This window comes from Streptomyces sp. NH27, assembly GCF_056859195.1.
In genome coordinates, this window is the sequence record NZ_JACEGK010000169.1 from 1 (window position 1) to 13,944 (window position 13,944).

Genomic DNA, 13,944 nt, shown 5'->3' on the forward strand with positions numbered 1-13,944 from the left:
GTCCCCGGGCGGCGCGGCCATGGGGACGGGCCGACCGGGATACGGGTCAGGTGCCGGCGTGGAAGGGCAGGCCGGCGTCGGCGGCGAGGTCGGCGGCCTCGCCGTCGGCCGCGGGTACGAGCGTGGCAGTGCCGTCGCCGACCGGTACGACGCCGAGGTCGAGGAGTTCGGCCATGGCGGCGCTGCCCGCCATGTCGCGGACCTGGAGCTGGTAGCGGGCGGTGGTGCGGTAGGTGCCGCCCGACTCGTCGCCCGTGCGTTGCAGGAAACCGGAGTCGACCAGGAACGCGACGGCCTTGCCGATGATGCCGGTGGTCGAACTGGCCAGCCGTCGGGCGTCCTTGGTGGCGCCGGTGGCGCTGCGCCTGGTGTAGACCCGCCAGGCCGCCTCCAGGCCGGGGGCGTCGCTGGCCGGGTCGGTGTTCTCACCGCTCTCGTCGGCGCGCTCCTCCAGCCGACGGCACGCCTGCCGGACGAAGGCGTCCACGCCGTGCACGGTGATCCGGCCGATGTAGCCGTCGTCGGCCAGGTCCTCGGGCCGGGGGAAGGCGAGGGCGGCCGAGGCGAGATGGGCGAGGCCGTGCAGGAAGCGGTCCCCGGAGTCGGACGCGGCGCGGCGGGCGTAGTCGCCCATCCGGACCGCGAACACCGAGTCCTCGCCCGCGGCGACGGCCATGCCCGCCCGGGGCGACACCTCCAGCACGATCAGGCCGAGCCCGGCCGCCACGGCGTCGGCGAGCCGGGCGAACGCCGGGTCGTCGCGGTGGCGGCGGATCAGTTCGGCGTACTCCGTGTCCCGGGCCGGGACCAGTTTGGGCTGCAACCCGAACCCGACCAGGCGGGCGGCGTCCGCGACGTCGCCGGGCACGATGGGGGACGGGGCGTCCGCCTCGCCGGATTCCCGCGTGTCGTCCTGCCGATCCGTGATCACGTGGTGCGTTCCTCCGGGTGCTGGGGGCGGGTCGGGTGCGGGTGGGCGGTGCCGGTGGGGCGTTGCGGGCCGTTGCGGGGGCCGGGGCCCGGGCCGCGGTCGGGGCCGGCCATCAGGCGGCGGATGCGGGGGCCACGGATGCGGGGGCCGAGGCCGACGCGAAGGCCACGGATGTCGCCGCCCGCCGGGCCGATGCGGTCCTCACCCGTCATGATCAGCACCTCCCGTCAGCAGGGCGGTGCCGAGTATGAGGTCCGCGCCGCCGAACTCGTGGTCGTCCAGCACGGTGCCGTCGTCCACGGCGAACAGCAGTTGGGGTTCGCCCTGCCGGTGTGCGGTGCCGACCGGCGGGGACGCCGCGTGGATGGCGAGGAGGGCGACGAGGTACGGCAGGTCGGGGTCCTGCCGGCGGGCCTCGGCGAGCAGTCCCGACAGCCGGCGCGGCGCGTCGTGCGGCAGGTCGAGGAGGGCGAGCGCGGACTCCAGTTGCTCATCGCTGAACCGGGAGTCGTCGGGGGTGGCGACGAGGTCGGGCTCGGGCATCTCGGCACCGAGGTGGTCGCGTTCGATCGGCGGGGTGAGCAGGAGGTCCACCAGGTCGGTGACGCGGACGGCGCCGGGGGTGCGCAGGCCGGTGCCGCGGGCGAAGAACGCGTCGGTGACGCGGGACGCCTGCTCGACCGGCAGCGGCAGCAGGGGCGCGACGAGCTGGCCGTACAGGTCGAGTCCGGCCCGGGCGGGGGGCGCGGCGAACGCCTGCCGGTCCTGCTCGGCGCGGAAGAGCGGCCCGGCCTCCAGCAGCCGGGACTGGAGTTGGGTGTGGCGGCGGATGCAGTCCTTGACGATGTCCACGAGCTCGGCGGCGCGCCGCTTGTGCTCGGGCTCCTCCGCTTCGTCGCGCGCCTTGCGGATGTTGGTGAGGATCGCGTTCTCGTGGCGGTATCGGTCCGCGACGTGGTCGAGCGCCTCGGCGATCATGTCGGGCACCTGGCACAGCCAGTCGACCGCGCGGACGTTGCGCCGGGTGGCCTCCAGGGTGCGGCGCAGGGTTTCCGCGTACTGCACCGTGCGGTAGCGGGCCTGCTCGGCGGCGAGTTGGGCGTCGGCAAGGCGGCCACGGCTGATCAGCACCTCGAGCTTGACCTCGGCGGCGATCTGGGCGCTGGTGACGTCGGTGTCGAGGGCGCCGACCAAGACGTTGACCGCCTCGTCGGTGGTGCGCAGGTAGACGCTGCCGCCGGTGCCGGCGACCTCCTCGATCAGCTTGAAGTCGTAGTCCCGCCGGATGTACGTACCGTCGGCGCCGAACGTGCCGTAGACGGCGCGGAATCCGCGGTCGGCACTGCCGACGTTGATGAGGTTCTCCAGCACCCAGCGGGCCACCCGCTCATGCTCGGCGAGGGTGCGGTCGGGGGCCTGGGCGGCGACGCGGGGCAGCAGTCTGGCCACTATCTGGTCGTGGTCGGCGCCGGTGTCGAAGTCCATGTTGAGGGTGACCAGGTCGATCGCGGCCAGCGCCACCTCGGCCATCGCGTACACCGAGTACTCGCCGGCGAGGTTCGCCTTGCGGGTGTCGAGGTCGTGCAGCGGCGCGGTGCAGGCCAGCGCGCGCAGCCGGCGGGCCAGCCCCTCGTCGGCCGCCGGGCCCGGCGCGGGGCGCGGCGCACCCGGCAGCGGCTGCGGCGGCGGCTGCCGCGACTGCTGCGGCGGAAGGTACGGGACGGTCGTGGTCACGCCCCAACATTATGCGGTGCCACCGACAACGCATGAAACGGCACGGATGCGTACGGGGCGGGCGGTGCCGGGTGGAAGCGGTGCGGAGCTGCCATGATCGTGCCACGGGCATCGGCGGGCCGATGCGAGGCGACGGACCCGGGCGGATCATCATGGCGCAGGCAATGGCGCAGGACGCGGTGGCGCGAGCGGCGATCGACCTCAACGCCGACCTCGGCGAGGGCTTCGGCCGCTGGCGGCTGACCGACGACGAGGCGCTGCTGGCGGTCGTGACGAGCGCGAACGTGGCGTGCGGTTTCCACGCGGGCGACCCGGCGACGATGCGGCGGGTGTGCGATCTGGCCGCCGAGCGCGGGGTGCGGATCGGCGCGCAGGTCTCCTACCGCGACCTGGCGGGCTTCGGGCGGCGCGCGATGGATGTGCCGGCGGACGAGCTGGCGGCGGAAGTGGCTTACCAGATCGGCGCGTTGGAGGTGTTCGCGCGGGCGGCGGGCGCGGTGCTGGCGTATGTGAAGCCGCACGGCGCGCTGTACAACCGGGCGGTGCACGACGCGGAGCAGGCCGAGGCGGTGGTGGCGGGCGTACGGCTGGCGGGGACCCTGCCGGTGCTGGGGCTGCCGGGTTCGCGGCTGCTGGCGGCGGCGGAGCGGGCCGGGCTCGCGGCGGTGCCCGAGGCGTTCGCGGACCGCGCGTACACCGCGGCCGGCACCCTGGTGTCGCGGCGCGAGCCGGGCGCGGTGGTGGAGGACGCGGACGCCGTGGTGGCCCGCTCGGTCGGGCTGGCCCGCGACGGCCGGGTGCCGGCGCTGACCGGGGAGCCGGTCACGGTCGCGGCGCGGTCCCTGTGCGTGCACGGCGACACGCCGGGCGCGGCCCGCCTGGCGGTGCGGGTGCGCGGCGCGCTGGAGGACGCGGGGCTGCGGGTGGAGGCGTTCGCGTGAGTACGGGCATGGGTGCGGATACGGGCGTGGGTACGGACGCGGGCCGCAGGGGGATGAAGGTGCGGGCTTTGCCGGCCGGCGCGGCCGCGGTGCTGGTCGAGGTGGAGAACGGGGAACAGGCGCAGGCCCTGCACGCGGAGGTGGAACGGCGGCGGGCGGCGGGTGAGTTGGGCGAGGTGACGGAGGTGGTGCCCGCGGCCCGTACGGTGCTGGTCGCCGGGCTGGCCGACCCGCGGGCGTTCGCGGCGGACGTGGTGCGCTGGGAGGTGCCGCCGTTGGTGCCCGTGGCAACGAGGGTGGTGGAGTTGGCCGTACGGTTCGACGGGCCCGATCTGGCGGAGGTCGCGGGCATCTGGGGCATGTCGCCGGAAGAGGTCGCGGCGACCGTCACGGGGACCGCGTTCCGGGTGGCGTTCTGCGGGTTCGCCCCCGGGTTCGGCTATCTGACCGGTCTGCCGACGGAGTTGGCGGTGCCGCGCCGGGCCAGCCCGCGAACGGCCGTGCCACGCGGCTCGGTTGGCCTCGCCGGGCCGTACGCCGGGGTCTATCCGCGTGCGTCGCCAGGCGGTTGGCAGATCGTCGGCACGACGGACGCGCCGCTGTGGGACCCGGACCGCGACCCCGCGGCCCTGCTCGCACCCGGCACCGACGTCCGCTTCACGGCCGCGCCATGACCGCCGCCGGGACGCCCGCTGCGACCGCCGCCATGACCGCCGCCGCGCTGACCGCCGTACGCGCCGGCGCCCTCACCACCGTGCAGGACCTCGGCCGGCCCGGGTTCGCGCACCTCGGGGTACCCACCTCCGGCGCCCTCGACCGGCCGGCGCACCTGCTGGCGAACCGCCTGGTCGGCAACCCCGCGGCCGCGGCCGGCCTGGAGACCACGCTGAACGGCTGCGCGGTACGCGTCTCGCGCCCGGTGGTCGCGGCGGTGACGGGCGCGGCCTGCCCGGTCCGGGTGGACGGCCGCCCGGTGGCGTGGGGCGCGCCGCTGCTGGTGCCCGCGGGTGCGATCCTCGACGTAGGGGCGGCGGTGCGTGGAGTGCGCGCCTACCTGGCGTTCGCGGGGGGCGTGGACGTGCCCGAGGTGCTGGGCAGCCGCGCGACCGACCTGCTGTCGGGGCTCGGCCCCGCGCCCCTGGCCGACGGTGACGAACTCCTCCTCGGCCATTGCCGCTCGGGCCGTTCCGACGCAGACGACGTGCTGCCGTACGGCGGGCTCGGGGCCGAACTGGTGCTTCCGATCCTGCCCGGGCCTCGCGACGACTGGTTCGCGCCCGACGCCGCCCGCGTGCTCGCCCGCAGCCGCTACGAGGTCTCCCCCGCGTCGAACCGGATCGGGCTGCGCACGCTCGGGCCGCCGCTCCAACGGGTCCGGCACGATGAACTGCCCAGCGAGGGAATGGTGTTGGGCGCCGTCCAAGTCCCCCCGGACGGACGGCCCGTCGTCTTCCTCGCCGATCACCCCACGACCGGGGGGTACCCCGTCATCGGCGTCGTCCCTGCCGCGGCCCTCCCCGCCGCCGCCCAGGCCCACCCGGGCACCCCTGTCCGCTTCACCCCGATACGGCGCCCTTGAAACGGCCTCGGCGTGGTCACTGCGTCGGAGCCGTCCTGGTTGGCCCCATTCCCCGGCCGAGCCCGCGGCAGTTCGGCCGGTTGATCACCGCGGGGCGACCCGAGGGTGCTGCCCCCACCGACATCGGGATTGCACGGGGCGCGACTTGGCCTCATGTCGCAGCCGGTCCATGAACGGCCGTTTCGTTCAGGAGCCGTCGAAGCGGTACGCCCAAGGCGTGCCCGGACAACTCGGGCAGATGAACAGGTACATCCCACCCATGTCGCCGATGCACAGGTCGGTGGGACTGAAGCCCCGTTCGATCGAGTCGACTCGCGGATCGATGTCGACGCCGACGTGCTGGATCGGCGCCCAGCGCTTTCCGCTTTCCACGTCGTACTCTCGGCTGGAGACCGTGAGCAGATGCTCCATCCGGCGACCGCAGGCGCACTCCGGCCGGCGTGGCGGCTGAGTCCAACCCGGCCAACCACCGACCTTCACCCCCGGCGCCGCGGACAGATGGCGGGAGTACGACCAACCGGTGGCCGCCTCGATCGCCTCCATCCGGCTGTGACGCTCGGACGGGCACTCCGGTTCGTCGGGGTTCGGGTACTCGACGACCTGCTCCGGATCGATGAGGCACGGCCGCGGCACCGTCCCGGACGGATCGCCCTCGGACGGCTCCGGCATACCGGAGGCCGGCCGGGCACCGACAGCGGCCTCGTTGCGCCAATACAGTGCCGGCCGCGGCCAACAGCCCTCATCCTCATCCTCATCCTCATCCTCATCCGGGTGATCGAACGGACACCAGAGAACCTGCAGCAGGTCCGTCCCGGGCGCGAACGGCAACTCCGAAACGTCCCGCGCGTACAACTGGACGATCGGCACCATCGGCACCGGCCCCCGGGGCTCCCGGACAACGCCGACCTGGCCGTGATGGGGCATCGAGCAGGTCGGCCACGGCTCGGCCGCAGGCCAGAACAGCGGTCCACCCACCGAGCTGTCCGACATCGACGGATCCCCCGGGCACGGATGCAGCCGGGTCGTTGTCCGCGCCATCGGCAGCAACTCGGGAAGATGCTCGGCGAGATCGACCGGCTGCGCCCGGGTGCTGTGCATGCCGAATCTGTGCAGTTCCCTGGGCAGGGCCACCTGACAACGACGCAGCGGAATCCGCGTCCACCGACCGAAAACGGACACCTGCGCCCAGACCTGTCCGTCCTCGACACCGTCCAGCGTCGCGGCCATCCCCTCGTACGGACCGCCGACTATCTCGACGCCACGCCCGAGCGTGCCATCGCCCGTTGTCCCCTGACCCGGTACCCGATCACCCATTGCCACACCCACCCGTTTCCTTCCCTGGCAGCGCCCCGTCGAGCGGCTCCGACTGCCACGCCACGTCGAAGATGGTGCCGCGTTCACGGGCCGGGGGGGAACCGGGAGCCAACACCATCGCGGTGCCCCATCAAGGGCTGGAAGCAATTGATGATGCCGGCTCAAGTCGTTGACCCGATGGAACGCTTCTTCGCCGAGCGAGCCTGCGAGCGTCTGATCGTCGAGTTCGTGCGCTCCTACGACTTGGTCCGCGATTGAGGTTCGGGCGTGCTGGCCTGTGGCGGGTCGGCTGGTGGCTGATCAGCAGGCGGCCTGCCGGCCAAGCACCGGCCCGAGCATCAGGGCCTCAGCAGTCCGCCCACCCACCAGTCGTGCGGCTTCCCGTCGTTGGCGATGCCGCGCTTGCTCAGCGTCCCTTCGACGGTGAAGCCGAGTTTCTCGGCGACGGCACGCGAGCCGGTGTTCCCGGCCATGGCCCACCACTCGATGCGGTGAACGTCGAGGGTGGCCCAGCCCCAGTCGCACAGGGCTCGAGCGGCCTCCACGGAGTACCCTCGTCCGCGCTGTTCCTTGACCGCCCAGTAACCAAGCTCCCAGACGCCGCGGCTGACGAGGGTCAGGCAGTACGAGCCGACCAGGGCGCCGGTGTCCTTGCGGAACGCGCCGAGGGTGTAGTCCCTGTCCTCGGCCCACTGAGCAGGCAGCTTCTCGCCGACGAGCTTCTCCGCGTCCGCACGCCGGTACGGCACCGGCACCGGGGTGTAGAACTGGATCTCCTCGTCCTGGCAGGCTTCGTACACCACATCCACGTCGGCAGGTGTGAAGGCCCGCAGCACCAGACGGTCGGTCTCAAGAGTCACTGGATCCATCGCGGCAGTATGACCACCATCAACAAGCGGCGGCCAGCGAATATCCCGACCGAGCACCACCCATCACAACGCCTCCGGGCTGGTCAGAGGAACCAGCCGGCCATCCGGCGCGCTCGGGGCCGTTACGAGGTCTCCCCCGCGTCGAACCAGATCGGGCTGCGTACCCTCGGGCCGCCGCTCGAACGAGTCCGGCACGATGAACTACCCATCGAGGGAGCGGTGTTGGTGTGCCGTCCAAGTCTCCCCGGCAGGAGCTCCGCCGCGTTCTCGGGCTACTTCATCGGGCTACTCCATGGGGAGTTCGGTGATCATGACGGCGAAGAGTGGGGAGTCCGGGAACGGCTGGTCCTCCCCGATCTTCCGGTAGCCCCACGACTCGTACATCGCCTGCACTTTGGGGTGTTCGGTGTCCACGGTGAGGACGGCGAGATCCTCGCCTCGGGCGGCCAGAAGGGTGTCGTGGAGTTGCACCGAGGCACCGGTCTTGCGCCACCTCGGCCGAAGCATCAACTCGGAGAGGGCGAAGGTGCGGGTCTTCCCGGGGACCGGGTCCAGGTGTTCGCGCCACCACTCCCGTCCGGGGGTCGCCGGTGCGCCGTAGGAATAGCCGATCGGCTCGCTCCCGTCGTAGCCGATGACGCAGGCGAAGCCGGGGTTGCCGCCCCAGTGGTCCACGAACCAGGCGAAGCGCTGGTTGAAGGGGTCGTCCATTGCGTCGGCGTACGCGTCGGCATGCACGTCCAGCAACGTCTGCCGGATCCGCGGGAGGTCCTCGTGCGTGTAGTGCCGCAGGTCCAAGGAAGCAGTGGTCATGCCCTCATCCATTCGAGTCGATAGCGATCGCCCCACTCCCGTGCGAGAGCGGTGTCCGGCGCCAGCGTGATCAAGTCCCGGTGGAAGTCGCCCAGTAGGGAGCGGAGCCGGCCTGGGAGAGGGTTGCCCGACATCATGTCGAACATCTGCGAGGCTGTCGTGCATGTCGTGCTGCGTCTCGCCGGCGGAGTTGAGAAGACCTCAGTCGTTGTCTTTGAGGGCCCCTACCAACTGATGCCCTTCTTTCGCGCCCCGTCGTAGCAGGGTGGCGGCAGTCGAGTGCAGCTTGTTCCATGAGTGCGGACGCCCGACGACGGCTGCGTCGGGGACGCTTGACAAGGCCACGGACAGAGCCTCGCCCGGTTCGTCCGCTCCGGCCAGAGCGTGTGCAAGGCAGGCGCGGAACCATGCCTTGTCACGCCGGTACGTGTCAGGCATCGCGTTGACCCCGACGGTGAGATGGTCCACGGCGGCCGACCAGTCGCGAAGGTGCAGCGCCGCCATACCGCGCTGCATCGTGAACCATGTCTCGTCGTAGAAGTACATCCAGACCGGTTCGTCCTCCGGGCATTCCGACGCTCCCCTGATGAGGTCCTGCGCTTCATCGAGTAGACGGTGCGTTTCCACGACCGTGCCGCTCAACGCGTGCCCGCGAGCGGCCATTTGCGCAGCCATCCCTCGGACGCCGCGCGATGTGCCGGTGAAGGACCAGCGAGCGGCCTCCGCGAGGTTCACACAACGGGTGGAGCGGCCTTTGGACCAGGCGAGATGCGCCTTCATGTTGAGCGTCGTGGCCGCCATGTTGGCGTCTCCGGCCTCCAGCGCCCATTCGTGGGAACGGTCGTACCAGGCCAGTGCGGCTGCCGTGTCGTCCTGATCTCCTGCCATCCATGCGAGGAACTGCGCATGCTCGGCAGCCAGTCGGACCACACGGTCGTTCAGCGGCCCGCGCGCGCCCGCGTACAGATCCACGACGGTCCCAAGTTGTTCGATATCGGAGACGTCGGACTGGGCGAGGCCAGTGCGTTCACCCAGCTTGGTCTGGCTCAACCCAGCGAGCATTCGGTAGGTGCGGAAAACGGCGCCCCAGTCCTCACTGGCGATCGCCGCTGCCAACTGCGGGTGGGACCACAGAGGTCCGGAAGCTTCCTCCATGGCCTCGAATATAGGGTGTTTTATAGGCCCTTGGGATGGGACTGGGCGCCTTCGCCTCTTCCGGGCGGATCCGCAGGTGGACGCCGTCGGCTCAGACATGAACGTAGTCGGTGGCGGTCAGGTCGCGGTCCTGGGAAGCGGTGCGGTCGGCCTGCCACTGAGCTGAACGAGCGCGGCATGTAGATCCTGGGACAGTTCCGGAGCTGTCTGGGCGATCGTGTCGCAGAGGGCCGATGCCCGCTCCCGTACCAGCCCACTGCGGTACGCCTCCGGCAACGTCTCCCAGACACCCGCGGCCTTCTCGACCGCGGCTCCGGGCTCGCCGTCGACGCTCAGACAGGTTGCCCGGTCAATGTCCAGCAGAGCCCGGGTCATCACGGACGGCGTCCGGGTAAGCGCGAGTGCGGCGTCCTGCTCGCTGTACGCCTCCTCCGTGCTGCCGAGCAAGGTGAATGCCTGTGAAAGATGCACGTGGTGCTTCTGCAAGGGATAGCCGAACCAGGTGTCGGCAGCCTGTGAACCGTCCAGGTGCTCCGCCAGGGATCGCGCGTCCGCCACCCCGCGTAGCGCGCCCTGCCGGTCACCGTTCGAGGCAAGCGCCCGCGCGGTGACGGCAGCGGCGAGCGCCGCTGCGGCGGACGGCTTCGTGCCCGCCGCAACGCGGGCCTGGTAAGAGAGTTGAGCCGCGGCTTCCGGAGCGCCGTAGTTGAGAGGGACCATGGCGTGACGAGCCAGCGTCCAGGCAAGCATCTGGCGGTCACCGGATTCCCGGGCGGCTCGTGTGGCAGTGGCGAACCATCGATGGGCTTCGCGCTGGTCGTTGCGATCGTGCTGGATGATCGCCACCAGACCTGCGATGCCCGCGGCGGTACGAGTGAGAGAAGTCCGGGTCTCGGCTGTGTGGGGACGGTTCAGCACTTCGCGCAACAGATCGAGGTCGTCGCGCATCTGCCCGAGCACGACCGCCGGAGAACGGCCACGGTAGCCGCCCCGGTGCCGCTCGAATGCGCCTTCCAGGTAAGCGAGATCGCCGACATCCGAGCCGGACAGGGCAGAGTCGATGTCCTGGCGCGCCTCCGCGATGCCCGACAACGCTCCTGAACCCGTCGCCGCCACCGCCACAACTCCGAGGAACTTCCGCCTGTCCACCTCCGCGCCCTCCTCTCCGCTGGTCACCGTGTCCATCAGGTCGTCATCGTCAACGGTAAAGGCCGTTGACGCCGGGTGGACAGCGTGAACGGGAAGTGGGGCCGACGGGTCGAGCGGCCTGCCGACTGCCACTTTCTTGCCGCGGGTGCACTCGGCGGCACGCTCCAACTCGGCCAGAGGTGCGCCGAGCGCACGGGCGATGTCGGACAGCCACGCGTCAGGAATTCGTTCGCCTCGTTCCCAGCGCGAGACTTCATGGCGCGTGACCGACTTCGTTCCGGATAACTCCGAAAGGCGTGCTGCGAACTGACTCTGTGAGCTACCGGTTTGCCTCCGCAGTTCCGCGAGGTATCCGCCGAACTGCCGGCGCCGGTCGTCGTCGCTCATGCTGGCCCCCTCTCGTTCCCATTCTGGCCCCTCCCCTGGCCCCTTGTCCGGCCCCTCTCCGGATGGAGTTGAGGTAGTTCGATGGCAAACGTACGGACCCCGGCGACCGCGTGACCGCTGGTCCCGGGGCGTGGACAACCCGACAAAGGCAGGCGGGCATGCGAGAGTCTATGCGGTCCTGGTCGTTCAGTACGAGGACATGTTTGAGCCGACGAATGCGGAATGAGAGGCCACCGGCATGCGGGGACGTGCGGTGAGGGTGCGAATGCTTCCCTGGCCAGGGCCGGACGGACGTGCTTGCTACCTGCCCTCGGATGTACGCAACACGTCATCGGCGCTGTGGCGGTTGGCCGATGAGATGGAGTCGGTGCAGCTCGGGATGGGCCGGGAACTGCTGGGCTTCGTCCGCAGGACACTCCGGGAGGCGGCGCCCTCGGAGATCGAACTCCACGGCATGATCACGCACTTGTGTACCGCGCTGTCGGATGCGCTGCGGGTGGCGGACAGCCGTGGCGCATTGCTGGACCTGCCCGGCAACAAGGACCGAGTAGAACCGGTGGAAGACACCGCCCGTTGATTCATCCCCTTGATTCGTGAACTTCCCCTTGTAACTCAGTCAGGCAGAGCCCGGGCCGCACCGCACCTCTCCGTTCATTCGTGCGGGCAGGCCCGATGACTCCGGTTCGAGTCCGGACAAGGGGACTTGGCGGCCGGCCACGCCGAACTACCGCGCCCCTGGCCGTGCGTCGCATCACCACTACCGACACCGTGGAACCGTAGAGAGGAAATCCGTATGGGCAGCACGAACAATGACAGCAGCAGCCAGGAACGTATCGACTGGGAGTGGTTGTCGGCGCAGCAGTTGTACGCGAGTGAACTGGCGTATCGGCGGCAGCAGTCGGGGATGACGTTGATGCAGCTCGCGGAGGCGTGTCTGTACGAGCAGTCGTATCTGCACCGGTTGGAGCGGGGGCAGCGGTTGGGGACCGTGGAGGCGGCTGCGGCGTTGGACAAGGTGTACGGGACGGGGACGTTGCTGGTGCGGTTGTGGCATCTGGCGAAGCGGGAGGCGAAGGAGCGGCCGTTCCTGGGGTTGGCGCCGTTGGAGGCGGACGCGGTGAGCATCCAGGAGTACGCGGTGAGCGCGGTGCCGTATCTGCTCCAGACGCCGGCCTACGCCGAGGAGCAGTTGCGTACCGCGCGCCCGCGCAGTGTGGAGAAGTTGGCCGCGCAGGTCGCGGCGCGGCTGGGCAGGCAGGACCGTCTCACCGGTCCGAACCCTGTGCACTACCGGGCCCTGATCGACGAGTCGGTGCTACGGCGCAAGGCGCGGGACCCGCAGACGTGGACCGCGCAACTGGAACACCTCATCGCGGCGGCCCAGCGACCCGATGTCTCCCTGCACGTCGTGCCGTTCGGGACCGGCCCGCACCACATCCGCAGCTCCCTGGAACTCATCGTGTTCCAGGACGGCCGCACCCTGGCTTACACGCAGAGCAGTTGGAGCGGCCACCTCGTCGAAGAACCCGAAGACGTCGAGTCGCTGCGGCTCGCCTTCGACCTGCTGCGGGACACCGCCCTCACCCCCGCGGAAACCCTGACGCTCCTGCACGCGGCGCGGGACGAGCACACGTCCGCCGGCTGAACGCCGAACGTGCCGAGCACCGCACCACGCTGAGCACCGCACCACCAGGGAAAGGGACTTCCGCCATGAGCCCTACCGCCCCGCCGGCCGGGCAACGGCAAGCCCGCCGCCGGCGCACGAAACGGCTCCACCACGAACCCGAGGCGATCACCTGGGCACGGGAGAAGGCCGGACTGACCAAACGCTCACTCGCCGAACTCATCGGCATATCCGAGCAGTTGATGGGCGAGATCGAATCCGGCTGGCGCAGCGCCACTCCGGCCAACCTCGCGAAGATCGCCGACGCGCTCAACTGCCCCCTCGTCGCCCTCGAACGAAAACGGTGGGGGACGGAACGGACAGCGCCGGAGCAGCCCAGGATGGGAGCCGCTCCGGCGGGGTGAGCGAGCCGGGCAGGAACGAGGCGGCTGTCACCGCTCCCATGCCCTCAAGCCCGCTGGGTCAAGCTCAAGCGGGACACACCGGACGGCGTTCCCACGAAGGACGGCGGTCACCCCCACAGCCAGGTGGACGCGAGGCAGGCGAAGGCGCCTTCCTCCCGTGTTGCCCGGAGCGGACGCGTCTCCTTGTGGAACTGCGGGGTTACGCCGGTGACGGGTAGGCCGGGCCCGGTTTGTCACGGACGGCGTCCGGGTAAGCGCGCGTACGGCGTCTTGCTCGCTGTACGCCTCCTCCGTGCTGCCGAGCAAGGTGAATGCCTGTGAAAGATGCATCCTGGCCTTGCCGCACAAGGCGGCGAAGGGGGTCCACGGACATGGACGGTCACGAAGCTCCGAACGACGGCTCCGTCATGCTGGGGCATTCCGGCGGGTTCGAGCGCCCGCTGTCCCGATTACTCGTCGTCGCCTGCGGGTTCGGGCTGACGGTCGCCCTGGCCGGTGGAGCGAGCTTGCCCGGTGCCGACGGCGGATTCACCGAGTTGCTCGCCCGAACCCTGCTCGTCCTGGGTCTGGCCGTGGTCGGGATCTCGTTCGCACTGCTGGCCATCGGATGGTGGTTCGGCAGGCCGGCCGAGCTCTCCGCTGCGGGTATCCGGGCGCCGAGGTGGCACGGGGAGAGGCACATCCTCTGGTCCGACGTCCGGCATTACCAGATACACGGCACGGAAGAGGGCCGGCGACGGCTGCTGGCGGTGTGGTTGACACCGGATCGCGACAGCGAACCGCTCTGGCTCGGCGATGTGAAGCGGGCCTCCGTCCCCGAGGAAGCGGTCATGGCCCTCGTACGCCGCTCGACGAACCGCTGACCTCGGAACAGGGCAGCGGGCTCGTAGCGCCGGGCTCGCAACCCACTTGGGACTGTGTGCAGGACCGGGCGCGGCGGTTCGGCCGGGCGTGGCCGGGTGGCCGGGGCCCGCCGGGACGACCGGCCGCCCGGACGGAAACCAGTGGGGTCGGTGGGGCGTGCGGGGCGCGGCGGGGTGAGAT

General features: G+C 70.8%; 15 protein-coding genes. 7 read left to right on the forward strand and 8 right to left on the reverse strand.

Translation table 11 applies throughout. The features are described 5' to 3' along the window. Positions 1–46: 46 nt before the first annotated feature. The 3 genes from AC13HU_RS16010 to AC13HU_RS16020 are packed head-to-tail and all read right to left on the reverse strand — an operon-like array spanning position 47 to position 2,665. Positions 47–871: a hypothetical protein gene (locus tag AC13HU_RS16010; RefSeq protein ID WP_483042550.1), complete on the reverse strand. Its 825-nt coding sequence runs from the start codon at positions 869–871 to the stop codon at positions 47–49. Between the two features lie 56 nt (positions 872–927). Next, positions 928–1,143: a hypothetical protein gene (locus tag AC13HU_RS16015; protein ID WP_483042539.1), complete on the reverse strand. Its 216-nt coding sequence runs from the start codon at positions 1,141–1,143 to the stop codon at positions 928–930. Beyond that, positions 1,133–2,665 (reverse strand): hypothetical protein, encoded by a 1,533-nt coding sequence (locus AC13HU_RS16020; protein WP_483042540.1) that lies wholly within the window; start codon positions 2,663–2,665, stop codon positions 1,133–1,135. Before AC13HU_RS16020 ends, AC13HU_RS16015 begins: the two co-directional genes overlap by 11 nt. A 164-nt stretch (positions 2,666–2,829) precedes the next feature. On the opposite strand from AC13HU_RS16020, the gene AC13HU_RS16025 reads away from it, so the two are divergent. The 3 genes from AC13HU_RS16025 to AC13HU_RS16035 are packed head-to-tail and all read left to right on the forward strand — an operon-like array spanning position 2,830 to position 5,185. Continuing rightward, positions 2,830–3,606: a LamB/YcsF family protein gene (locus AC13HU_RS16025; protein ID WP_483042551.1), complete on the forward strand. Its 777-nt coding sequence runs from the start codon at positions 2,830–2,832 to the stop codon at positions 3,604–3,606. 53 nt (positions 3,607–3,659) lie between these two features. Continuing rightward, positions 3,660–4,280 (forward strand): 5-oxoprolinase subunit B family protein, encoded by a 621-nt coding sequence (locus AC13HU_RS16030; protein ID WP_483042552.1) that lies wholly within the window; start codon positions 3,660–3,662, stop codon positions 4,278–4,280. Positions 4,281–4,312: 32 nt separating this feature from the next. Then, the gene (locus tag AC13HU_RS16035) at positions 4,313–5,185 is read left to right on the forward strand and encodes a 5-oxoprolinase subunit C family protein (protein WP_483042553.1); all 873 of its coding nucleotides are present in this window, start codon (positions 4,313–4,315) and stop codon (positions 5,183–5,185) included. A gap of 186 nt (positions 5,186–5,371) precedes the next feature. Here the strand turns inward: AC13HU_RS16035 and AC13HU_RS16040 are convergent, their stop codons facing one another. From AC13HU_RS16040 to AC13HU_RS16060, 5 genes are all read right to left on the reverse strand, one after another. Beyond that, positions 5,372–6,412 (reverse strand): YwqG family protein, encoded by a 1,041-nt coding sequence (locus tag AC13HU_RS16040; protein ID WP_483042541.1) that lies wholly within the window; start codon positions 6,410–6,412, stop codon positions 5,372–5,374. 425 nt (positions 6,413–6,837) lie between these two features. Beyond that, the gene (locus AC13HU_RS16045; RefSeq protein WP_483042542.1) at positions 6,838–7,368 is read right to left on the reverse strand and encodes a GNAT family N-acetyltransferase; all 531 of its coding nucleotides are present in this window, start codon (positions 7,366–7,368) and stop codon (positions 6,838–6,840) included. A gap of 285 nt (positions 7,369–7,653) precedes the next feature. Next, positions 7,654–8,181: a GNAT family N-acetyltransferase gene (locus AC13HU_RS16050; RefSeq protein ID WP_483042543.1), complete on the reverse strand. Its 528-nt coding sequence runs from the start codon at positions 8,179–8,181 to the stop codon at positions 7,654–7,656. 201 nt (positions 8,182–8,382) lie between these two features. Then, entirely contained in the window at positions 8,383–9,336 is a 954-nt protein-coding gene (locus AC13HU_RS16055) for a helix-turn-helix domain-containing protein (RefSeq protein WP_483042544.1), read from the reverse strand. Between the two features lie 117 nt (positions 9,337–9,453). Further along, positions 9,454–10,872 (reverse strand): helix-turn-helix domain-containing protein, encoded by a 1,419-nt coding sequence (locus AC13HU_RS16060; protein WP_483042545.1) that lies wholly within the window; start codon positions 10,870–10,872, stop codon positions 9,454–9,456. A 346-nt stretch (positions 10,873–11,218) separates the two neighbouring features. Between AC13HU_RS16060 and AC13HU_RS16065 the strand changes: the two genes are divergently transcribed. The 4 genes from AC13HU_RS16065 (at position 11,219) to AC13HU_RS16080 (ending at position 13,763) form a co-directional block, all read left to right on the forward strand. Continuing rightward, positions 11,219–11,449 carry a hypothetical protein gene (locus AC13HU_RS16065; RefSeq protein ID WP_483042546.1) on the forward strand — a complete coding sequence of 77 codons (231 nt, stop codon included), beginning with the start codon at positions 11,219–11,221 and terminating at the stop codon, positions 11,447–11,449. 216 nt (positions 11,450–11,665) lie between these two features. Next, on the forward strand, positions 11,666–12,517 hold the full coding sequence (locus AC13HU_RS16070; RefSeq protein WP_483042547.1) for a helix-turn-helix domain-containing protein: 852 nt from the start codon (positions 11,666–11,668) through the stop codon (positions 12,515–12,517). Positions 12,518–12,582: 65 nt separating this feature from the next. Then, the gene (locus tag AC13HU_RS16075) at positions 12,583–12,900 is read left to right on the forward strand and encodes a helix-turn-helix domain-containing protein (RefSeq protein ID WP_483042548.1); all 318 of its coding nucleotides are present in this window, start codon (positions 12,583–12,585) and stop codon (positions 12,898–12,900) included. Positions 12,901–13,271: 371 nt separating this feature from the next. Beyond that, positions 13,272–13,763: a hypothetical protein gene (locus tag AC13HU_RS16080; RefSeq protein ID WP_483042549.1), complete on the forward strand. Its 492-nt coding sequence runs from the start codon at positions 13,272–13,274 to the stop codon at positions 13,761–13,763. Positions 13,764–13,944: the final 181 nt, after the last annotated feature.